The organism is Rhodopila globiformis (assembly GCF_002937115.1).
Lineage (GTDB): Bacteria > Pseudomonadota > Alphaproteobacteria > Acetobacterales > Acetobacteraceae > Rhodopila > Rhodopila globiformis.
This window is the reverse complement of sequence record NZ_NHRY01000211.1, coordinates 1-20,699: the sequence shown is the minus strand read 5'-3', so window position 1 is coordinate 20,699 and position 20,699 is coordinate 1. Positions and strand designations below refer to the sequence as shown.

General features: G+C 68.4%; 12 protein-coding genes. 5 read left to right on the top strand and 7 right to left on the bottom strand.

All coding sequences use genetic code 11. From position 1 onward, the window contains the following. Positions 1-1,219: 1,219 nt before the first annotated feature. Together CCS01_RS19475 and CCS01_RS19470 are read left to right on the top strand one after the other, a co-directional pair. On the top strand, positions 1,220-2,011 hold the full coding sequence (locus tag CCS01_RS19475; RefSeq protein ID WP_158258496.1) for a putative bifunctional diguanylate cyclase/phosphodiesterase: 792 nt from the start codon (positions 1,220-1,222) through the stop codon (positions 2,009-2,011). Positions 2,012-2,113: 102 nt separating this feature from the next. Next, positions 2,114-6,280 (top strand): DEAD/DEAH box helicase, encoded by a 4,167-nt coding sequence (locus tag CCS01_RS19470; protein WP_104520432.1) that lies wholly within the window; start codon positions 2,114-2,116, stop codon positions 6,278-6,280. Positions 6,281-6,400: 120 nt separating this feature from the next. Here CCS01_RS19470 and CCS01_RS19465 read toward each other — a convergent pair whose 3' ends face one another. Next, on the bottom strand, positions 6,401-7,204 hold the full coding sequence (locus CCS01_RS19465) for a bestrophin-like domain (protein WP_104520431.1): 804 nt from the start codon (positions 7,202-7,204) through the stop codon (positions 6,401-6,403). A gap of 1,166 nt (positions 7,205-8,370) precedes the next feature. Between CCS01_RS19465 and CCS01_RS19460 the strand changes: the two genes are divergently transcribed. After that, the gene (locus CCS01_RS19460; RefSeq protein ID WP_104520430.1) at positions 8,371-9,846 is read left to right on the top strand and encodes an aldehyde dehydrogenase; all 1,476 of its coding nucleotides are present in this window, start codon (positions 8,371-8,373) and stop codon (positions 9,844-9,846) included. Positions 9,847-10,326: 480 nt separating this feature from the next. Here CCS01_RS19460 and CCS01_RS19455 read toward each other — a convergent pair whose 3' ends face one another. From CCS01_RS19455 to CCS01_RS19430, 6 genes are all read right to left on the bottom strand, one after another. After that, positions 10,327-10,818, bottom strand: a complete 492-nt coding sequence (locus tag CCS01_RS19455) for a hypothetical protein (protein WP_146101849.1) — start codon at positions 10,816-10,818, stop codon at positions 10,327-10,329. A gap of 82 nt (positions 10,819-10,900) precedes the next feature. Continuing rightward, entirely contained in the window at positions 10,901-11,536 is a 636-nt protein-coding gene (locus CCS01_RS19450) for a DedA family protein (protein WP_104520428.1), read from the bottom strand. An 80-nt stretch (positions 11,537-11,616) separates the two neighbouring features. Then, positions 11,617-12,393: a COG4705 family protein gene (locus CCS01_RS19445; protein WP_104520435.1), complete on the bottom strand. Its 777-nt coding sequence runs from the start codon at positions 12,391-12,393 to the stop codon at positions 11,617-11,619. Between the two features lie 112 nt (positions 12,394-12,505). Beyond that, a complete protein-coding gene (locus tag CCS01_RS19440; protein WP_204848358.1) occupies positions 12,506-15,739 on the bottom strand; it encodes an efflux RND transporter permease subunit in 3,234 nt (1,077 codons plus the stop codon). Next, the gene (locus tag CCS01_RS19435) at positions 15,736-16,965 is read right to left on the bottom strand and encodes an efflux RND transporter periplasmic adaptor subunit (protein WP_104520427.1); all 1,230 of its coding nucleotides are present in this window, start codon (positions 16,963-16,965) and stop codon (positions 15,736-15,738) included. The genes CCS01_RS19440 and CCS01_RS19435 overlap by 4 nt, the downstream gene beginning before the upstream one ends. Beyond that, positions 16,962-18,308 carry a TolC family protein gene (locus CCS01_RS19430; RefSeq protein ID WP_104520426.1) on the bottom strand — a complete coding sequence of 449 codons (1,347 nt, stop codon included), beginning with the start codon at positions 18,306-18,308 and terminating at the stop codon, positions 16,962-16,964. Before CCS01_RS19430 ends, CCS01_RS19435 begins: the two co-directional genes overlap by 4 nt. 135 nt (positions 18,309-18,443) lie before the next feature. On the opposite strand from CCS01_RS19430, the gene CCS01_RS19425 reads away from it, so the two are divergent. Then, a complete protein-coding gene (locus CCS01_RS19425) occupies positions 18,444-19,118 on the top strand; it encodes a response regulator transcription factor (RefSeq protein ID WP_104520425.1) in 675 nt (224 codons plus the stop codon). Continuing rightward, the gene (locus CCS01_RS19420; RefSeq protein ID WP_146101848.1) at positions 19,105-20,463 is read left to right on the top strand and encodes a sensor histidine kinase; all 1,359 of its coding nucleotides are present in this window, start codon (positions 19,105-19,107) and stop codon (positions 20,461-20,463) included. The genes CCS01_RS19425 and CCS01_RS19420 overlap by 14 nt, the downstream gene beginning before the upstream one ends. Positions 20,464-20,699 lie beyond the last annotated feature (236 nt).

Genomic DNA, 20,699 nt, shown 5'->3' with positions numbered 1-20,699 from the left:
CTGAACCGGCCACTTTAGTGGCCAACTGAACCCGGGACCGCGTTAGCGGTCCCGCTTGCCGCTTTGAGCGGCTCACACTCAACGGGCCGCGTCAGCGACCCGCCCGGCCGCTTTGAGCGGCCAACACTATAAAGCCCCCGGCTCTGCCGGGGGATATTTACTTTCAGAGACTGAGTTCTGTTAAGAACGCCGTCCAAGTCTCTGAACAGGTTACGAAAACGGCGGCGGTTGCATCGTGCCACTGGCGCCGTTTTTGTTGACGGCGATGGTGCATGGCCTCGCGGGCGAGTAGTACCTTACCGGCCCGATCGCGGCCGACAGCGGCGAGTCCGACGCGAATGCCGCAGTTCCAGGTCGTCAGACATCAGCCGGTGCTAGGTGGGGCCCCCGGATGCGTATGGCAGCTAGCCGGACCAGGCCGATTGGCCCCCGCCGGACGGGAACAACCAGACAGCAGGTCGCCGCCGGATCGAGCAACGAGGCTCCGCCGGAGCCACATCGCGTCGCCCACTGGCACTGCACAGGGGCGGCTTGGTCACGAGCCGTGAAAACTGAATCAGTTCATGGTTCAGGACAATCCGGTGCTGGGCGACCTAACCCCCGCCGAGGCACTCCAGCGTAATCAGGTTACTGCCATGGTGCATGCCCCGTAGAGCCAGGCGAAGTGCTTGTAAACCTGAAGCCCAGGCTCCGCTTCGGTCGCCAGCGATACGAGAGCTGTTTGTTGCTCTCCAGTTGTCACGTCACTATTTCATTCAAGTTCCGGTTTCCGCACGTTAACATGGACAAACGGGAATCGCGGGCAACATGCGAAGCGGCGATTGGCTGCGGCTACCGGACCGGTGCTCCATCGATGGCGGGGTTGGTGGCAACAAGGGAGTTCAGGTCGAGAGCGCAGAAACGTTAATCCAGTTGGGTGCGCCTCTGACAGACCCCCAGGGTCGGCAGTTGGGGTTTGTGGCGCAACTTGGGGCAGACCGGCTTGCGGTACTAACGACCAAGCCGTTCAGAATCTCCGGCTTCAAGCTGATCGCTGCGGTCGATCAGCCCGCCCCTATTGGTTCGCCTCACGATGCTCGCTGGATTGCCCCGTCGCCCAAGGCGACCAAGCCGCTCACAGACCCCTCCCCATTGCACCGGCGGGACACGGCTCGGGAGTCCTGGACGGGCTGCGTGCTGCTCCGGGAGGAGATGCGGTCGACAACAGGCGATGTCGTCCGTGAACGGGACCCTTTTCCTGAACTACCAGCCGCAGGTGGACGTGCGGTCCGGCAAGGTGGTCGGGGCGGAGGCCCTGCTGCGGTGGAACCGGCCGGGGCAAGGCCCGGTGCCGCCGGATCGCTTTGTGGAACTCGCCGAGGATATCGGCCTCATCGGCCGGATCGGCGCCTGGGTCCTGGAGGAGGCGTGCCGGGTCGCCGCGGCGTGGCCGGAGCCGATCGCCATCGCCGTCAACGTCTCCCCGTCCCAGTTCCGCCTGCCGCGATTCTACAAGGGGCTGGTCGGCGCGCTCGGCAGGTCGGGCCTGGAACCCTGGCGGCTGCAGGTCGAGATCACCGAAGGGATCCTGCTGAACGACACCGAGGAGACGCTCGACGAACTGAAGCGCATCCGGGCGTTCGGCGTGAGCATCGCCATGGACGATTTCGGCACCGGCTATTCGAGCCTGAGCTACCTGCAGAAATTCCGCTTCGACAAGATCAAGATCGACCGGACCTTCGTGAATCGCCTGGCGGACGATCCGAATGCCGTCGCCATCGTGCGGGCGGTGGTCGGTTTCAGCGAGGCGCTCGGCGTCATCGCCAACGCCGAGGGCGTCGAAACCGCCGCGCAGGCCGAGGTGCTGCGGGCCGAAGGGTGCCTGGAGGTCCAGGGCTATCTCTACGGCCGTCCGATGTCGAGCGAGGCGTTCGTCAGGATGCTGTACGCCGCCAGGCAGAATGAATTCGCCGCACAGCCGCGCGAACGCGCGCGAACGCGCGCACAGGGTCTCGCGCTGCCTTCCCGGTGATCCGCCGCCTGCCGTATCCGAGGGCACGACAGGTGCCCCGGTATCTTGGCGTCTTGGCATAGCCGGGTTCACGGATCGGCTGATTTAGGCTTTCATGTATGCATGAACGTCATCGCTGCAAACGCCCATTCAGCCGCCCTGTGGGATCGCTACGTCCGCTTGCGGCCTGACGCCAGGCTGATCCTGCGTCTGAAGAGCCTGATCGTCCCCGCCGTGACGAAAGCCGAGTTTCTCCAATGCCTCACCCGGACCGGGCTGCGGACCCAGACAGGCAAGGTCTGGGCAGCCGTCACGATCAATCCGATTACCAACGACCTGCTCAGCCAGGGGCTGCTGAACGCCGATCTCGAATGCGTGCCTGGATTGCTGCATTTGGTGGCGGTGGATGCCGGCGCGTCGGCAGACGCCAAGGTCATGGCCCAGGCGATCCGCCTGACCTTTCCCACCGTAAGCCTGCCTATCTACTACCGATCCTATAGCGATGTGTCGCAACGCAATGCCATGCAGCGCCTGATCCGGCTGGAGGTCTACACCAACGACGAAGTCGAGTTCCGCCTGAACCGCAACTATTTCGAGAAGACCTACGGCCCGCTGAGCACTCTGATGTTCCTGGCCAATTCGTTCTACGACGTGCCGCTCGAGGCCGACTGGATCGCCACGCGGCATCCGGTCATCCAGGCCCCGCTGCTCGAATCCAGGCTCAACTCGTTCATCGTGACGGGCCTGGCCGGTTCGGCCATGCCGGGAATGATAGCTCTGTGCCGGACACTGCAGGGACAGGAGGGCTTCGCGGGCCTGCGAGCCGAGCTTCTGCGCTACGACCTGCTCGCCGGCCGCCTGGACGACGTGCGGGATGCGGCAAAGACGGTCGAAGACCCCGCTGGCGACGCAAGGCAGTCGCTGGAGGGCGCGGTCGCCTTCCTGGAAGGCCGCAACGACGCGGCCTTGCTGCACTACCGCGAGGCCCTGAAGCTGCGCCGCAAGCGTATCGGCAAGCGCAAGATCTTCCTGGAGCGGGAGCATCGCGTGCTGTTCCTGCTGGCCCTGCTGCGCGCCAACGACGCCGCGCTGCACAGTGAGATCCAGGCCGGGCTCGATGCCGCGGTGGCGGAGCAGGAAAGCGCCGCCCGCGACGGGGGATTGCAGGCGATCCAGGCGATGCTCTGGCTGGTCCAGGGCCTGGAGGCCAAGGCGCGCGAACTGGTCGGCGATTTGCGCAAGGTTGTGCCGACGTCCCTGCTTGGCGGCGCCTGCGTCGCGCTGGCCGCGCATGTCGTGGACGCTGCCATCTCCCGCGCGGCCCGCGACGAGTACGCCAGGCGCTTCGTTCAGTTCAGGGACGTGCTGCCGCTGATCGCCCGCATCTACGCCGAAATCCTGGCGGAGGTCGCGGTGGATCCCGCTTCGTACCGGGCCTGGCTCGACGGGGCCGGCGGGATTGCCTTCACCCGGATCATCCAGACCCTGCAGCCCTGGGAGCGGGCGCTGGAGAGCCTGGACGTCTTCCTGGGCGGCGGCGACGCCGCGGGCGATGCCGCCAAGACCCAGCGTAAGGCGAAGCGCCTGGTCTGGTTCCTCGATCCGGACAGCGGCGATGTCACCGTCGCCGAACAGTCGGCCAAAGGCCGCGATGGCTGGACCGACGGACGCGCCGTAGCGATGAAGCGGCTGTATGAGCAGGACCCGCGGCTGGACTACCTGACGCCACAGGATCGCGTCGCGCTGCGCACCATCCGCAAGGAGCCGGCCGGCTGGTACGGCGAGGAAACCTTCTACTTCGACGTCAAGCGCACCCTCCCCGCGCTGGTCGGCCATCCCGCGGTGTTCCATGCCGGCCGCCGGTCGCTGCAGCTCGAACTTGTATCCTATCCGGTTGAATTGCTGGTCACCGAGGAACGCGGCGGCTACCGCATCGCCCTGTCCCATACCGCGCCTGAGCCAACCGTGTTCATCGAGGCCGAGACCCCTTCCCGCTACCGCGTCGTCGAGTTTCCCCAGAAGTTGATGGCGGTGCAGGAGATCCTGACCGAATGGGGCCTGAGCGTGCCCGCCGCCGCCCGCGACAAGGTGGTCGCGATGGTGCAGCGGACCGGCCTGGCCATGCCCATCCGGGCCGAGATCGCCGCGGTGGACCAGCCCGGCATCGAAGCCCAGTCCACGCCGGTGGTGCAACTGGTGCCCTACGAAGCTGGCCTGAAGCTGACCGTGCTGGTCCGCCCGTTCGGCGCCGACGGACCGGCCTATGTCGCTGGCCTCGGCGGGCGCTCCGTGCTGGCCACCGTGAACGGCCAGCAGCAGCGCGCCAACCGCGACCTGCCGCGCGAACTGGCCGAGCGGACCGCCCTGGCCGATGCCTGCCCGACCTTGCGCGACCGTGGCGGCTCCGACCTGCACGACCTGGTCGTCGAGGACCTGGAAGGCAGCCTCGACCTGCTGCTGGAGTTGCAGGCCTATGCCGGGCCGGTTGCGATCGAATGGCCGGAGGGCCGCAAGCTGCGGGTCAGCCAGGTGACGCCCGGCAAGATGGCCCTGCGCGTCGCCCAGGACCGCGACTGGTTCAACGTCGACGGCACCATCGCCCTGGACGAGGACCAGGTGCTGGAGATGCGCTTCCTGCTGGATCGGCTGGACAAGGCGCAGGGCCGCTTCGTGCCGCTGGAGGATGGCCGCTTCGTTGCGCTGACCCGCCAGTTGCAGACCCAGTTGCAGCGCCTGTCCGCCGTGTCGGAACCGCACAAGGGCGGCCGCCGCGTGCACGCCCTGGGCGCGCCGGCGCTGGACGCGGTGCTGGAGGATGCCGGCGCGGTCAAGGCGGACGCCGCCTGGAAGAAGCACGTCGCCCGCATCCGCGCCGCCGAGGGCTGGACGCCGGCACTGCCGGAAACCATGCAGGCGGAGCTGCGCGATTACCAGGTGGAAGGCTTCGTCTGGATGTCCCGGCTGGCGCGCTGGGGCGCGGGCGCCTGCCTCGCCGACGACATGGGCCTGGGCAAGACGGTGCAGGCGATCGCGGTGATGCTGGACCGCGCTGAGGAGGGGCCGTGCCTGGTGGTCGCGCCGACCTCGGTGTGTCCGAACTGGCTGGCGGAGATTGCCCGGTTCGCCCCGACGCTGACGACCCACCGCATGCCGCCGACCGGCGACCGGGAGGCGCTGATCGCCGGCCTGGGCGCCCGCGACGTGCTGGTGTGCAGCTATGGCCTGCTGCATCAGTCCGCGGACCTGCTGGGCGCCCGGTCGTGGCAGATGCTGGTCCTGGACGAGGCGCAGGCGATCAAGAACGCCGACACCAAGCGGGCGCAGGCGGTCCAGGGGCTGCAGGCCGGGTTCCGCCTGGCGCTGACCGGCACGCCGGTGGAGAACTACCTCGACGAGCTTTGGAGCCTGTTCAACTTCGTCAATCCCGGCGTGCTGGGCTCGCGTGAGGGATTCCAGAAGCGGTTCGCCCGGCCGATCGAGCGGGACAAGGACCCGCAGGCCCGCCAGGCGCTGCGGGCGCTGCTGCGTCCGTTCCTGCTGCGCCGGACCAAGGCCGCGGTGCTGAGCGAACTGCCGCCGCGGACGGAGCAGACCCTGAACGTCGAGATGATGGACGGCGAACGCGTCTTCTACGAGACGCTGCGGCAACGCTCGCTGGAACGCATCGCCGCGCTGGACGCCCCCGCGGGGCAGCGGAAGATCCAGATCCTGGCGGAGATCACCCGGCTGCGGCGGGCCTGCTGCAATCCGGCGCTGATCGACGCCGCCGCCGGCGTGCCGAGCGGCAAGCTCGCCAGCTTCCTGGATCTGGTGGAGGACCTGATCCGCAACCGCCACAAGGCCCTGGTGTTCAGCCAGTTCGTCGGCCACCTGGACCTGGTGCGGGCGGCGCTTGATGAGCGTGGGGTGCGGTACGAATACCTCGACGGCAGCACGCCCGCGGCCGAGCGGGAAAAGCGGGTCGCGGCGTTCCAGGCGGGCGGGACGGACCTGTTCCTGATCAGCCTGCGCGCCGGCGGCACCGGGCTGAACCTGACGGCCGCGGACTATGTGGTGCATCTCGATCCCTGGTGGAACCCCGCGGTCGAGGATCAGGCTTCCGACCGCGCTCACCGTATCGGCCAGGAGCGGCCTGTCACAATCTACCGGCTGATCATGCAGGACAGCATCGAGGAGCGGATCGTCGCGTTGCACCGCGACAAGCGCGATCTCGCGTCGGACCTGTTGGACGGGTCCGAAACGGCGGCACGCCTGAGCGAAGAGGCGTTGCTGGACCTGATCCGGGGGTAGGGACGCCCCATGGGATGCACACACACCTTGGAATCGACCGCAAAGTCAAAGACTTGCCCAGCCGCCGGGAGCGTTTCCCCATCGTCATGGCTCGGCTTGTCCGGGCCATGGCGGAATGAGCTACCGCCTCAGCTGCGCGAGGGCATGGCGCAGCGGCTCGCTGGACAGGCTGAACAGCCCGAGGAACGGCGTATCGAGATCGAGAATGACATAAATCGCCGACGCAATCGATACCGCCCCCAGGCCAAGCATGACGAAGGCGATCGGGTTTCTCGGCGCGCTGAGCCCGAAGCTCGCAAATACCACAACCAGCCAGAACACCAGAACGAGATAGAACGGCAGCGAGATCGTGGTCGACGCGTCCTCGATCAGCTTCCATCGGCGCTCGTCCAAACGCTGGAACTGGTACCGGCAGTCTGCCGCCAGCCGCTGTTGCGTCACCGCCGCCGGCTCCAGCCCGCGCAGCATCCGTCCTACCTGGTCCAGCATGGCCCCAAGCGTGGCGCTCTCCATGTGGCCGTTGCCTTCCGACGGAGGCAGGTGCCTGGGGTAGTCATCACCCTCGGGCGCCGGCTCGGTCGGCCAGGTGTCGGCAATGGCCGCCGCCGTATAGCGGCGCAGCAGCGCGCGGGCCGTGTTGGCGCCGGGCCCATAGTCCCGCAGGCACTGGTCGACCTGGATCAGGTCGCTGCCCAGCGCCTGGAGGTCATTGCCCGCCCGGTCGAATGACGTCTTGGCCGAGGATGTCAGCAGGCCAAGCACGAGCGCGGCGAAGGTCACCAGCATGGTGGTGACGATCTGGATCAGCTCGAAGGTTTCCCGCGTGGTATGACGCTCCGAGAGGAGCGGACGAAGCAGCAGGCCCAGCGCGGCACTGCCGAGCAGGACGAGCAGCAGCGTTGCCGCATTCAAGAGCTCCGACATCCCGCAAGGAAACCAGCTTCAGGAGAAACAGTCCATGTGCGGTATGGCGCGCGGCACGGCGCCCGGCCTCTCCAGGGCGTCGCTACAGCAGGCCGCAGATCGGCTGAGACAGCGCGACGGGGCCCCCTCGTCGTCATGGTCCGGCTTGTCCGTATTGGCGGTAACTTATTGAGCCGACCCTCATTGTCCTGAGACCTACCTGGAGGCATGGGCACATCGATGTCGTGATGGCTTTGAATGCCAACGCGATCATGGGTTGCCGGACTCCCTGCTCTGCGCACTCTGCGCTCCGCTCGGCGAACTCTGCGTCGAAAAATGCGGTAGGGCCGCAGAGAACGGCGTGGCCGGTGAGTCGCCCAGTGGCCAACGGTGGTGGCGCCCCGACCACCGCGATTCGACGCAGAGTTCGCCGAGCGGAGCGCAGAGTGCGCAGAGCAGAATTTCCTGCGACCTGCGGTCGCGGTGGGGCGATTGCCATCGGCATGTCATCGTCACAGCCAGAGCCCGGTGTTCAAGACAATGCAGGCCAACTCTATAGCGGGCTGGCGGCACGGCCATTGCCTCCTCGTCATGGCCCGGCTTGTCTCCTACGGGATGCACAGATTCCGGAAACGATCCGCAGCAGCTGTGGCTCATACCGTCATGGCCGGTGCTGGTTTCATCGGCGGCAATCAAGCTGACACGGCGTTGCACGGTGTTGGCACGGTGTTGCGCAGAGTCGTCCGGGGCGCCCGCAACATGGTCGCCCCTTTGGCGCCGACCGATGATTTTGCGCGCTTCGCGCGAAGCGCAATATTCCCCTTTTTCTGCAGAACGCCGTGCCAACACCGCGCAACGCCGTGTTCGCTTGATTACTGCCGGTGAAACCGGCATCGGTCATGACGGCGTGGGTCACGGCCGCGGCGGACCGTTTCCAGGATCTGTGCATCCTGTAGGGACAAGCCGGGTCACGACGGTGAAGGCAGGCCGCCTCTGTGTCCCAACCCATCTGCGATCTGCCGTATCACCATGGAAGGGTCCCGCCGGCGGGGCGGGCAAGCGATCCAGGCCCGCACCGCTACCGCCTGCCGCAGGCGGCCGGCCTGCGCCGGCCGTGGCCCGATTGCACGCCACTGTCCGCAGGGGCAGAGTGCGCGCAAGCCTCCGCAAGCCAAAGGAAACGTGGCATGAAATCGTACGGCCATTTCATCAACGGCAGCTATGTCGATCCGGTGCAGGGACGCTGGATCGACAGTCGCAACCCCTATACCGGCGAGGTCTGGGCGCGCATTCCGCAAGGCTGCCCGGGCGACGTCGACCGCGCCGTCGCGGCCGCCTCGCAGGCGCTGAACCAGGGGTCATGGGCGAAAATGACGCCCTCGGCCCGCGGCCGGCTGATGGTCCGGCTCGCCGACATCGTCGCCGAGAACGCCGAGCGGCTGGCCGAGGTCGAAGTGCGCGACAACGGCAAGCTGATGGCGGAGATGCTGGGGCAGTTGCGCTATCATCCGGAATGGTGGCGCTATTTCGGCGGCCTCGCCGACAAGGTCGAGGGCGCCATGGTGCCGATCGACAAGCCGGACATGTTCGCCTTCACCCGGCATGAGCCGGTGGGCGTGGTGGCCGCGCTGACGGCGTGGAACTCGCCGCTGCTGTTCATCGCCTGGAAGTGCGCCCCGGCCCTGGCGGCGGGCTGCACCGTGGTGGTGAAGCCGTCGGAATTCGCCTCGGTCTCGACGCTGGAGTTCGCGGCGCTGACGAAGCAGGCGGGCTTCCCGGACGGCGTGTTCAACGTCGTGACCGGCTATGGGCCGGAGGCCGGCTCGGCGCTGGTGGACCACCCGGACGTCGCCAAGGTGACGTTCACCGGATCCGACACCACCGGGGCGCGGATCTACGCGCAGGCGGCGAAGACGCTGAAGCGGGTGTCGCTTGAGCTTGGCGGCAAGTCGCCGAACATCATCTTCGACGACTGCGACCTGGATGCGGCGGTGGCGGGCGCCGTTTCCGGGATCTTCGCGGCGACCGGGCAGACCTGCATCGCTGGCTCCCGCGTGCTGGTGCAGAATTCCATCAAGGACCATTTCACCGCGCGCCTGGTGGAACTCGGCCGCACCGCCCGCAAGGGCGACCCGATGCTGCCGGAGACGAACATCGGTCCGGTGACGACCGCGCCGCAGTACCAGAAGATCCTCGACTACATCGACATCGCCAAGGCCGAGGGCGCGCGCTGCGTGCTGGGCGGCGGCCCGGCGGCGGGACTGCCGGGCGGGCAGTTTGTCGAGCCGACTGTGTTCGTCGACGTGCAGCCCGGCATGCGCATCGCGCGGGAGGAGGTGTTCGGCCCGGTGCTGTCCATCCTCGGCTTCGAGGACGAGGACGAAGCGGTGAGGCTGGCGAACGATACGATCTACGGCCTCGCCGCCGGAGTCTGGACGTCGAACATCGGCCGGGCGGTGCGGATGTCGGCGGCGCTGAAGGCCGGCACGGTCTGGGTCAACACCTACCGCGCGGTGAGCTACATGATGCCGTTCGGCGGCATGAAGCGGTCGGGACTGGGACGCGAAAGCGGGATCGAGGCGATCCGCGAATACCTGGAAACCAAGAGTGTCTGGATCTCCACCGCCCAGGGCGCGCCGGCCAATCCCTTCATCATGCGCTGAGGCCGTTGCCGCCGGGCCGTCCGCCGCGATCAGGGAGCCGGCGCACCGGCCCCTCCGCGTCATGGTGAGCGAAGGCTCCATGGGCGTTGGAATGGCGGCGGTCGTTACTGTTGCGTCATGCCGGGTGCAGGCCCGGCATTCAAGCCTGGCGGGGCTGATATCGGCAAAGGCGTGGATGCTGGGCTTTCGCCCCATTGGCGTAAAAATGGCGTGGCGGCGGCACGATGCTTGCCATTCCGTCATGGCCCGGCTTGTCCGGGCCACCTATTCCAGCACTGTGCCGCGACAGGTGGCCCGGACAAGCCGGGCCATGACGAGGAGGCAACAGCCAGCCCTATTTTAACGCCAATGGGCCTGCGCCCACCATGACGTTGTAGAAATGGCTGTGCCCCGGTCGCACTATTTTTGACGCCTATGGGGCTTTTGCCCGGCATGACGTGGAGGGGCCGGCGGATCGATTATTTCGACTCGGTCCCTCAGTTATTGCGGTGCAGCGGGGTTCGGACAGTCCTCGGTATTCTGATAGGCATAGGTGCTTTGTTTGGCGGCATCGCCGGAGAAACCAGGACAACCATTTGCAACCGTATTGCACGCGCTCGCCCGGGGCAGTGCCTTCAAGTAAGCATAAGTCGCCCTGAGATCTGTATCTTTCATGTTATGATAGGTTGGCCAGGGCATCACCTGCAGTACGGGCGTTTCGGGGCCGAGAGCGCAGATTGGGTCAGATGGAGCCTTCTCGCAGTAGAAATCTTCGCCCGTGCGCAGCGCCGTGATGAACTCCGCCTCGGTCAGACCCTCCGGCAGGCCATTGTGATCCGGCGTCAGGTTGCGGGTCATGAACGGGCCGAAACACTGGCCGCCGCCCATGTAGTGGGAGGTGTTGAAGTTCGCCTTCAGCCGACCTTCCACACTCTGGGAAGATGGCGTCCCTTCAAAGGGTGCGATCCCAATGGCGATCCCACTGGACCACATGACGACACGCCGCTTGCCGTACGGCCCGCCAAGGTGCCCGCAGGGGCCGGGGAAATGGCGGTTGAATCTCTGACCGGCGGTCCTAGCCGGTAGCGCCGTGGCGGCTCCGCCACCGAGACCAGGCGAACCGCGCAGCCACAATCAGCACGACCACGAGAACACCATAGTCCAGGTAATGGAACGCCGCGCCCAGCCGGGGATCAGACCCCCATTTGTCGCCCAGCTTCATGCCGATCGTGGCCAGCAGGAGACACCACGGCCAGGAACCGATAAATGTATACACATGAAACCGCAGCGGCGGCATCCGCGCGATCCCGGCGGGCAGTGCAATGAACGTCCGCACGACCGGCAGCATCCGCGCCACCAGCACCGCCAGGTTGCCGAACCGGTCGAAGAACCAGTCGGCGCGTTTCAGGTCATGCCGCGACAGCAGCACGTAGCGGCCCCAGCGCTCGACGGCCCGGCGTCCGCCATGCCGCCCCACGGCATAGGCAATGGCCGAGCCGGCGTTGCAGCCCAGGGCGCCGACGGTGGCGACCACGAACAGGTTCATCTTCCCCTGCGAGACCAGGTAGCCGGCGAACGGCAGGATGATCTCCGACGGCAGCGGGATGCAGGCGGACTCGATCGCCATCAGTCCGGCCAGGCCTGCGTAGCCCGCGCCTGACATGACCGCAACAATCGTTCCGGCCAGCAGGCCAGTCACGGATGGGTGCATCGCTGTTCTCCGTCCCGTCCGAATGGTGGCACCCGGGTCGCTTCGGCGCCCGGATGGCGGTCGCGCGGACCGCTGACCAGTCAGGAACTCAGTTGCACCTCTCCCGGATGCCGACCCGCCCGCTGCGGCACCAGCGCGACCAGGCCGGCGATGATCGCCGCGAGGACCAGCGAGGCGATGATGCGGCTCAGGTGCAGGCCGCCCGCGGACACCGGTTTGTCGAGGAAATCGCCCACCGTCGCGCCCAGCGGACGCGTCAGGATGAACGCCGTCCAGAACAGCAAAGTGTGCGAAAATTTCATCCAGGCGTAAGCCGCGGCGACCACTGCCAGCAGGCCCAGGAAGACCAGCGCCCCGCCGCCGTAGCCAAGCCCGGTGTCATCGGCCAGGAAATCGCCCAGCGCCGTTCCCAGCGTGTTGGAGGCGAAGATCGCCGCCCAGTAGAACGCCTCGACCCGCGGCACGTGGATATGGCTGACCGAGATCGAGCCGACCGAGACCCACCATGATCCCAGGACCAGCAGCAGCAGCGCCAAGAGCGTCAGGGAGCCGCCGGCATAGCCGATGCCCAGCGAACGATCGGCAAAGTCCGCCAGCGTCGTGCCGGCCGTGGTCGTCGTGACAATAACGATCCAGTAAAGCCCCGGGTGGAACGACCGGGCCCGGATCTGCACGGCGACGACAACCGCGAAGATGGCGAAGAAGATGACCGTGCTGAGCGCATATCCCAGGCCCATGGTCATCGACACGGCATCGCCGCCGGTCTCTCCCAGCGTCGTCGCCAGGATCTTGATGATCCAGAACAGCAGCGTCACTTCGGGCACCTTGCTCGCCCGGACAGTCATCAGGTGCTTCATGCCGGACATCTTCCTTTCTCAATCAAAACTGAAATTTTCCGGATTCGTTTTGCTAGCTGAAATGACCGGACACGCTGCCGGGCGACGGCGGCACGCATGATCCGCAATGGCCTCAGGCATGTCCGCCCGGATCAGCGCCCGCCACCGCCCCGCCCTGCCCCGGCAGCGTCAGCCCGATCAGCACCGGCATCGCCAGCAGCACCAGGGGAAACTGCAGCAGCAGCCCGGCAATGATCGCGATCGCCAGCGGCTGCTGGATCCCCGAGCCCTGCCCGATCGCGAACGCCAGCGGCAGCAGCGTCAGGATCGCCGCCAGCGTGGTCATTGTGATCGGCCGCAGCCGGTTCCGGCTCGCCTCCCGCAGCGCCTGCCGCGGCTCCATCCCGTGCGAAAGCTCGGCGTATTCCGAGACGTAGAAGATCGCCATCTCCGTCGCGATGCCGATGATCATGGTCATGCCCATCAGCGCGGTGATGTTCAGCTCGACACCGGAAACCCACAGCCCGGTGAACACCGCCGTGGTGGACAGCAGCGAGCAGCCGATGATGATCACCGGCAGCCAGAACCGCTCGTACAGGAACAGCAGCAGCAAGAACTCCGCCACCAGCGCCGCGGCGAACACCCGCGTCAGCCCGGCGAAGGCGATCTGCTGCTGCCGGTACAGCCCGCCCAGCTCATACCGGATGCCGGGCGCCAGCATGCCCGGCTGGTCCACCACGCGGCGCACGTCGGCCACCGCGGCGCCGATGCCGCGGCCCTCGATGCGGCCGGTCACCGCGATCATCGGCTGCAGGTTCTCGCGCGAGATCTGCGGCTGCCCGGTCAGCGGCACCAGGGTGGCGACCCGGTGCAGCGGGAACACGTGCCCGTCCGGCGCCCGCACCGGCAAATCGGCGAGACCGGCCTGGCGCAGGGCGAATGCATCCGGCAGGCGCACCCGGACGCCGACGGCCTTGACGGTCTCCGGCATCCACGTCGCGATCGTGCCGCTCAGCGCCGTGTCCACCGCGCGGGTCACGTCATCCGGGGTCACGCCCTCCATCCCCGCCCGCACCGGGTCGATGCGGATGTCCAGGGCGTCGCCGGCAAGCTGCACGCCGCTCTTGACCTCGACCACGCCGTCCACCTTGCCGATGGCCGCCGCGATCTTCCGGGCCTGCGGGATCAGCGCCGCGTAGTCGGAGCCGAACAGCTTGATCTCAATCGGCTGCGGCACCGCCGTCAGGTCGCCGATGAGGTCTTCCATCAGCTGCGCCAGCTCGACGTCCACGCCTGGCACCAGCGCCTGCACCTGCGCCAGGACGTGCGCCATCACCGCGGGGGTGGACTCGGTATGGTTCGGTTTCAGGCGCACAAAGTAGTCGCCGTGGTAGCTCTGCCCCAGGTCGCCGCCGAGCCCGGTGCCGAGCCGGCGCGAGAACGTCGCCACCTGCGGGTTGGCCAGCAGCATCGCGTCCACCTGGGCAATCTCGCGCTGGGTCTCGATCAGCGACGTGCCCGGCTTCGTGTAGTAATCCATCACGAAGCCGCCCTCATCCACGGACGGCATGAACCCCGTCGGCACCGCATGGTAGGCGAACCAGCCCAGCACCAGCAGCGGCACCACGGCGATGCCCAGGATCCACGGGCGGCGGAACAGCCAGTCCAGCAGCCGCCCGTGCTGCCGGCTCAGCCAGTCGTCGCCCGCCGCGCCCGGGTCGCGCCAGCGGTCGAAGTCGACGATGCGCCGCGCCAGCACCGGCACCACGAATGCGGTCATCAGGTAGGACATCGCCAGCGCCGCCGCCATGGTGATCGACAGCGCCTTGGAGAACGCGCCGGTCACGCCGCTGAGGAAGCCCAGCGGCAGGAAGACGATCAGCGTCGCCAAAGTTGACCCGCTCAGCGGCGGCATGAACTCCCGTCCGGCGGCGAGCACGGCCACCTGTCCGGGCACGGTGCCGTCCTCTCCCGGCGTGCCGGCGCGGCGGGCGATGTGCTCGACCATCACGATCACGTCGTCGATCAGCAGGCCGACCGCGGCGGCGATGCCGCCCAGGGTCATGATGTTGAAGCTCATGCCCAGCAGGCTCAGCAGCAGCACCGCGGTGGCCAGCGTCGCCGGCACCGTCAGGACGGCGATCAGCGTCACCCGCCAGCTGCGCAGGAACAGCATCAGGACGCCGGCCGCCAGCACCAGGCCGATCAGCACGGCGTCGCGCACGCTGGCGGCGGACTGGGTGACCAGCTCGCTCTGGTCGTACCATTTCACCAGCCGCACGCCGGGCGGCAAATGGAACGCGGCGAGCCTGTCCCGCACCGCGGCGGCGATCTGCACCGCGTTGCCGTCCGGCTGCTCGTACACGTTGAACAGCACCGCCGGGCGGCCGTCCTCGACCACCCGCAGCCACTGCGGCACCACCCCGTTCCGCACCGTAGCCACGTCGCGCACCCGGACGATGCCGCTCGGGTCCGAGCGGACGATGATGGCGCCGACTTCGTCCGTCTTCGCGACGCTGTGATCTGCGACGACCAGGTACAGCTTGTCGCGGTCCTGCACGCGGCCGACGGCCTGCAGCACATTGCCGGCCGAAACAGCGTTCACCAGCTCGGTCAGGCCGAGCCCGTACGTGGCAAGCCGGTGGGGATCGGCCATGACCTCGACCTCGGCCGTCTCGCCGCCCTGCACGTTCACCCGCGCCAGGCCCGGGATGGAGGACAGCAGCGGGACGATCTGGTACTCGGCAAGGTCGCGGATGGCGACGGCCGCCGCCCCGTCCTGGCCGGATGTGTCCGCACGCGCGTCAGGATGGGCCGTCTTCCCGTCGTCATGGCCGATGGTGTTCCGGCCGTCTGAGCTGCGGCGGGGGGGGGCGGATAGCCGGGACACGCCCGGCCACGACGGAGAGAGAGCGGCCGCCGGCTTTCCCTCCGGCGGCAGCAGCGCGTAAGAAATGATCGGATACACCGTCGGGTCCATCCGCCGCACGTTGTAGGCCGTGCCAGGCGGCAGGCCGGGCAGCACCTGGGCGATGGCGGCGTCAACCAGCAGGGTACTGGCCACCATGTCCCGCCCCCAGCCGAAATCGACCGAGATCTGCGCGGACCCGCGCGTCGTCTCCGACCGCACGTCCCGCACGCCCGGCACGGTGCGGATCGCCTGCTCGACGGGGCGCGTCACCAGCAGCGCGGTCTGGTCCGCCGGCCGGCTGCCGGCGTCGAGGTCCACCACAACGCGCGGGAAGGAAACCTGCGGGAACAGGCCGACCGGCAGGGACACCGCCGCCACCGCCCCCGCCACGGCCAGCGCCACCGCCAGCACGACGATTGTGCGGGCGTGCCGCTCGATGAACGCCGCGAAGCTCATCCGTGGCCATCGCCGGAGTTGGCCTGCCGCGGCTCCGCGTTCTCCCGCACCGCCATTCCGTCATCGAGCTGGTAGTTGCCCTGGATCACCAGCTTGCGCGTTGCGTCCAGCGGTCCGCCAACGACGTCCTCGTTGCCGCGGCTGCCGATGGGCGTGACGGCGACGCGGATGGCCTTGCCGTTGGCGACCTGGAAGACATAGGCGCCCTTGTCGTCGGCCAGCACCGCGTCGTGCGGCACCACCCAGCCGCGGAACTGCCCGATGGTGATGTCGGCGCGGAACGCCATGCCGGGCATCACCGCGCCGGCCGGCACCGCGATGTCGGCGTCGACCATCCGGGTCCTGGGATTCAGCACCGCATCGACGCGCAGCACCCGGCCGTCCAGCGCCGCGCTGGTGGCCAGGGGCTCCAGGCGCACGTCCTGGCCCGGCCGCACCCGGCCTTGCTCGCCCGGCTCGATTCCGGCGGTGATCACCAGCCCGTCGAGCCGGGTCAGGGTGACCAGCGGCGTTCCGGCCGGGACCCGGGCACCCTGGGCGACCGGGATGGTCTCGACGAAGCCATCGAACGGCGCGTCCAGCGTGCGAAGCGCCTGTCCGCCGCCTTCGCGCCGCAGCGCGTCAAGCGCCGCCTGCGCGTCCGAGACGGCCTTGTCCGCCTGCGCCACCTGGTCGCGCGTCGCGAGTTGCTGGCGGAACAGCTGCGCCGTGTGGGCGCGTTGCGCCTGTGCCAGGGACAGTGCGCTCTGCGCCTGCTGGAACACGCTGGTCGCCGCCGCCGACGCTGTGAAATCGAGCAGGCGCTGGCCCGCCCGGACCTGCTCGCCGGGCGTGACCGCGATGGCGGAGATGCGGCCCTCCTGCTGCACGCTCAGCGTCATGCCGCCGCTCGGCGCGGGCACGGCCGTGCCATAGGCGGTCAGGATGTCCGGCACCGCGCCCTGCCGCGGCATCTCGGTCTGCACCAGCACGCTGGGCGTCTCGTCGGCCCGCGGCAGGCCCGGCAGCAGCAGGATGGCGAGGCAGGCCGCCAGCGGCGCCGCGAACCGCAGGTAAGGTGAGGCGGGGCGACGGCGCGCGTGCATCGTCATGGCGGGCGCAGGGCCGCCATCCACGCCTTCTGCTGGTATCAACCCCGCCAGGCGTGGATGGCGGGCCTGCGCCCGCCATGACGACGGGGCAACGGCCGTGCGTCGCAATTCGCCCGCGGTTTGCGTCAGCCTCATGAGCGTGCCTCCTCCGGCGGCAGCGTGATAGGCGGCATGCCGGCGCCGATCAGGGTGGCGATTGCCACCTGCTGCTCTAACAGGGACTGGTCGATGGCGACGATCTCCTGCTCCTTCGCATAGCGGGCCGAGACGAGCTGGACGTAGCTGAACTCGTCGAGATTGGCGGCATGCAGCGCTGCGGTGGCGGCCCGGGCGGCGCGGGCGGTGCTCGCCAGATCCTGCCGCACGCTTTCCCGCTGCCGCCGGAGCAGCGCGATCTCGGCCAGCATCGCCCGCACCTGCCCGTCGGCCGTCGTCAGCCGCGCGGCGTATTCGTCGTGCAACTGCTGGCGCGTGGCCTGCTCGATGGCGATGTTGCCCTGGTTGCGGTCGAAGATCGGCAGGTCCAGGGTGATCGTCGGGCCGATGTTGCGGATGCTGGTGTTGTCGCTGCCGCCGACGACGCCGAACGTCAGGTTCGGAAACTGCGCCAGGATCGCGCCCCGCAGCTTCGCATCCTGCGCCCGGTAGCCGAGTTGCAGCGCGATCAGGTCCGGCCGCCGCGCAGGCAGGGTCGGCAGCGCCTGCCGGATCGCGGTGGGGTCGAACCGCGGCAGGTCCGGCAGCCCGGCCAGCGGCAGCGGGACATCGGGCGCCAGGCCAAGCAGGGCGTTCAACTGGTGCCGCCGCGACAGTTGCAGCCGCTCCAGGTCGTTCACCTGGGTCCGCGCCGCGTCGTACGCCGCGACATCCGGCGCCACGCTGGCCAGGGTGGCGTTGCCGGCGGCCAGCGCGGCCCGGGTGCGTTGCAGGCGGGCCTCGTACAGGGCGCGTGTGTCCCTGAACAGGCGGAGGCTGCGGTCACCCTCGATGATGTCCACCGCCAGCAGCCGGGCCTGGCCGACGACCAGCCATTCCTGCCACAGCAGTTGCGCATCCACCTGCCGCGCGGCCGCCTGCGCGGCGCGGCGGCGATCCTGCAGGGTGATCAGCGACCTGATGTCGTAGCTTATCCCGGCACTGTAGGCCGTCGTGTTGGCGGGTCCGGCCACCAGCGGCAGGACGGCCCCGGTCAGCACCGGGTTGGGCGGCAATCCGGCCTGGAGCAACTGCGCCTGCGCCAACCCGTGCCGGGCGCGCGCGGCGAGCAGGTCGGGATTGTTCTGCACGGCCAGCGCCGCGACCGCGCCGACGGTCAACGGCGGCATCGGCGGTGGGCCGGCATGGCGCAAGGCGGACAGGCTGCCCGCAAGCCCGGACCGGCCGGGCAACGGCAGCGGCCCGTACTGGGCGCAGGCGGCCTGGACCAGGCACAGGGCCACCAGGCACGGCAGGCGCGGATTGGCGAATCGTCGGATCATCGGATTGCGTCAGTCGAAGAGAGGCGTCTTCTGAGCGCACGCGCCTCACCGGAGTTCGACCCCAACATTGGCAATCGCCAACTTGACACCCGGCCCACCACGCCACTCATGTGGCCGCACGACAGGAGGTCAACGATGCGGATCCTGCTGGTGGAGGACGATCCGGAGACGGCCACATACCTGGAGGAAGGGCTGCGCGGCGAAAACCACGACCTGCACGTGGCCGCGGACGGCCGCGCCGGCCTGCTGCGGGCGGCCGCCGAATCGTGGGACCTGCTGATCATCGACCGGATGCTGCCGGGGCTGGACGGCCTGGCACTGGTCCGCACGCTGCGCGCCAGCGGCAACGCCACGCCCGTGCTGTTCCTGACCACGATGGGCGGCATCGACGACCGGGTGGCCGGCCTCAACGCCGGCGGCGACGACTACCTGGTGAAGCCGTTCGCCTTCGCCGAGTTGGTTGCACGGGTCACCGCGCTGGGGCGGCGGCCGCAGGGCGCGGTGCCCGAAACGGTCCTGCGGGTGGCGGACCTGGAGATGGACCTGCTCGCCCGCACCGTGAAGCGCGCCGGCCACCCGGTGGACCTGCAGCCGCGCGAGTTCCGGCTGCTGGAATACCTGATGCGCCACGCCGGCCAGGTGGTGACGCGCACCATGCTGCTGGAGGGCGTGTGGAACTTCAGCTTCGATCCGAAGACCAACATCGTTGACAGCCACATCAGCCGCCTGCGCGGCAAGATCGACCGCGGGCAGCCGGAGTTGATCCATACCATCCGCGGCGCCGGGTACTGCGTCCGTGCCCCTGCCTAGGCCGCTGCGGACATCGAGCTTCCGGCTCACCCTGCTGTATGTCGGGGTGTTCGCCGTGTCGGTGCTGGTCCTGTTCGGCATCGTCATGGTCTCGGCGACCAGCTTCATCGCGCGGCAGATCGACCGGACGGTGGCCAGCGAACTGGCCGAGGTCCAGGCCGACGCAGGCGGCGGCGGACAGGCCGCGCTGCGGAGCGTGATCGACGGACTGACCAGGAAATCGCCCGGCATCTTCTACCTGCTGCAGGACCCGGCCGGCACGGTCGTCGCCGGCAACATGGAGGCGATCCGCCCGCAGCCGGGACTGCGCACGCTGACTCGGACGCGCCAGGCCGCTTCCCGGCACGCGGCCGGCGGCATCCGCGGCCAGGGCGTCGTCCTGCCGGACGGGTCCTACCTGTTCGTCGGGCTGAGCGATTTCGAGCTTGGCGAAATGCGCGAGGCGATCACCCGCGCCTTCACCATCGGCCTGGCCGCGACGGTGCTGCTGGCCGTCGCCGGCGGCGTGGCAATGAGCGTCGCGGTACTGCGCCGGATCGAGGCGATCAGCGGCATCAGCCGTGGGATCATGCTGGGCGACCTCGGGCAGCGCATCCCGCTGCGCGGCACCGGCGACGAGTTCGATCACCTGTCGGCCAGCCTGAACGCGATGCTGGACCGCATCCAGGGGCTGATGAGCGGGCTGCAGCAGGTTTCCAACGACATCGCCCACGACCTGCGGACGCCGCTGACCCGCCTGCGGCAGCGGCTGGAACTGGCGCGGCGGCGCGAGGCGACCGTGGACGGGCTGCAGGCGGCGGTGGACGCGGCGATCGAGCAGACCGACGCCATCCTGGACACCTTCGCCGCCCTGCTGCGCATCGCCCAGATCGAGGCGGGAAGCCGGAAGTCGGGCTTCTCGGCCGTGGACCTGAGCGGGCTGCTGGCGGAACTGTCCGAAGCCTACCAGGTGGCCGCCGAGGAGAAAGGCCAGGTGCTTGTGGCCGCGATCACGCCCGGGCTGTACGTCCGGGGCGATCGCGAGCTGCTGATGCTGCTGTATTCCAACCTGATCGACAATGCCGTCCGGCATGCGCCGGCGGGGACGGAGATCCGGGTGGAAGCCTCGGCTGATCCGGCGCGGGTCCGGACCTGCGTGGCGGATACCGGGGCCGGCATTCCCGTGGCATACCGCGACAAGGTGCTGCAACGCTTCTTCCGGCTCGAGGCCAGCCGGACCACCCCGGGAAACGGCCTCGGCCTGAGCCTGGTGAATGCCATCGCCACGTTGCATGGGGCCGGCCTGACGCTGGCGGACAACCAGCCGGGCCTGCGCTGCCAGGTGGATTTCAGCCGCCCGGGGTGAAGCGGGCGCCGCCCCGGCAGGGGATGGAGGACAGGATGCGGGGGAAGGCAGGACGAACCACGGTCCCATACCAGCGGTCCCTGGCATTGCCGTGCCGGACGCCGCCGCATAGAGCAATATCGGCCTGACTGGAAATCGCGGAGCGATTTCAGGCCGATGAAATTGCTCGTGAAATTATGAGCTGGAGCGTTTCCAGTCAGGCTGAAAACGCTCTAGTACACCTCGCCGGAAGTGGC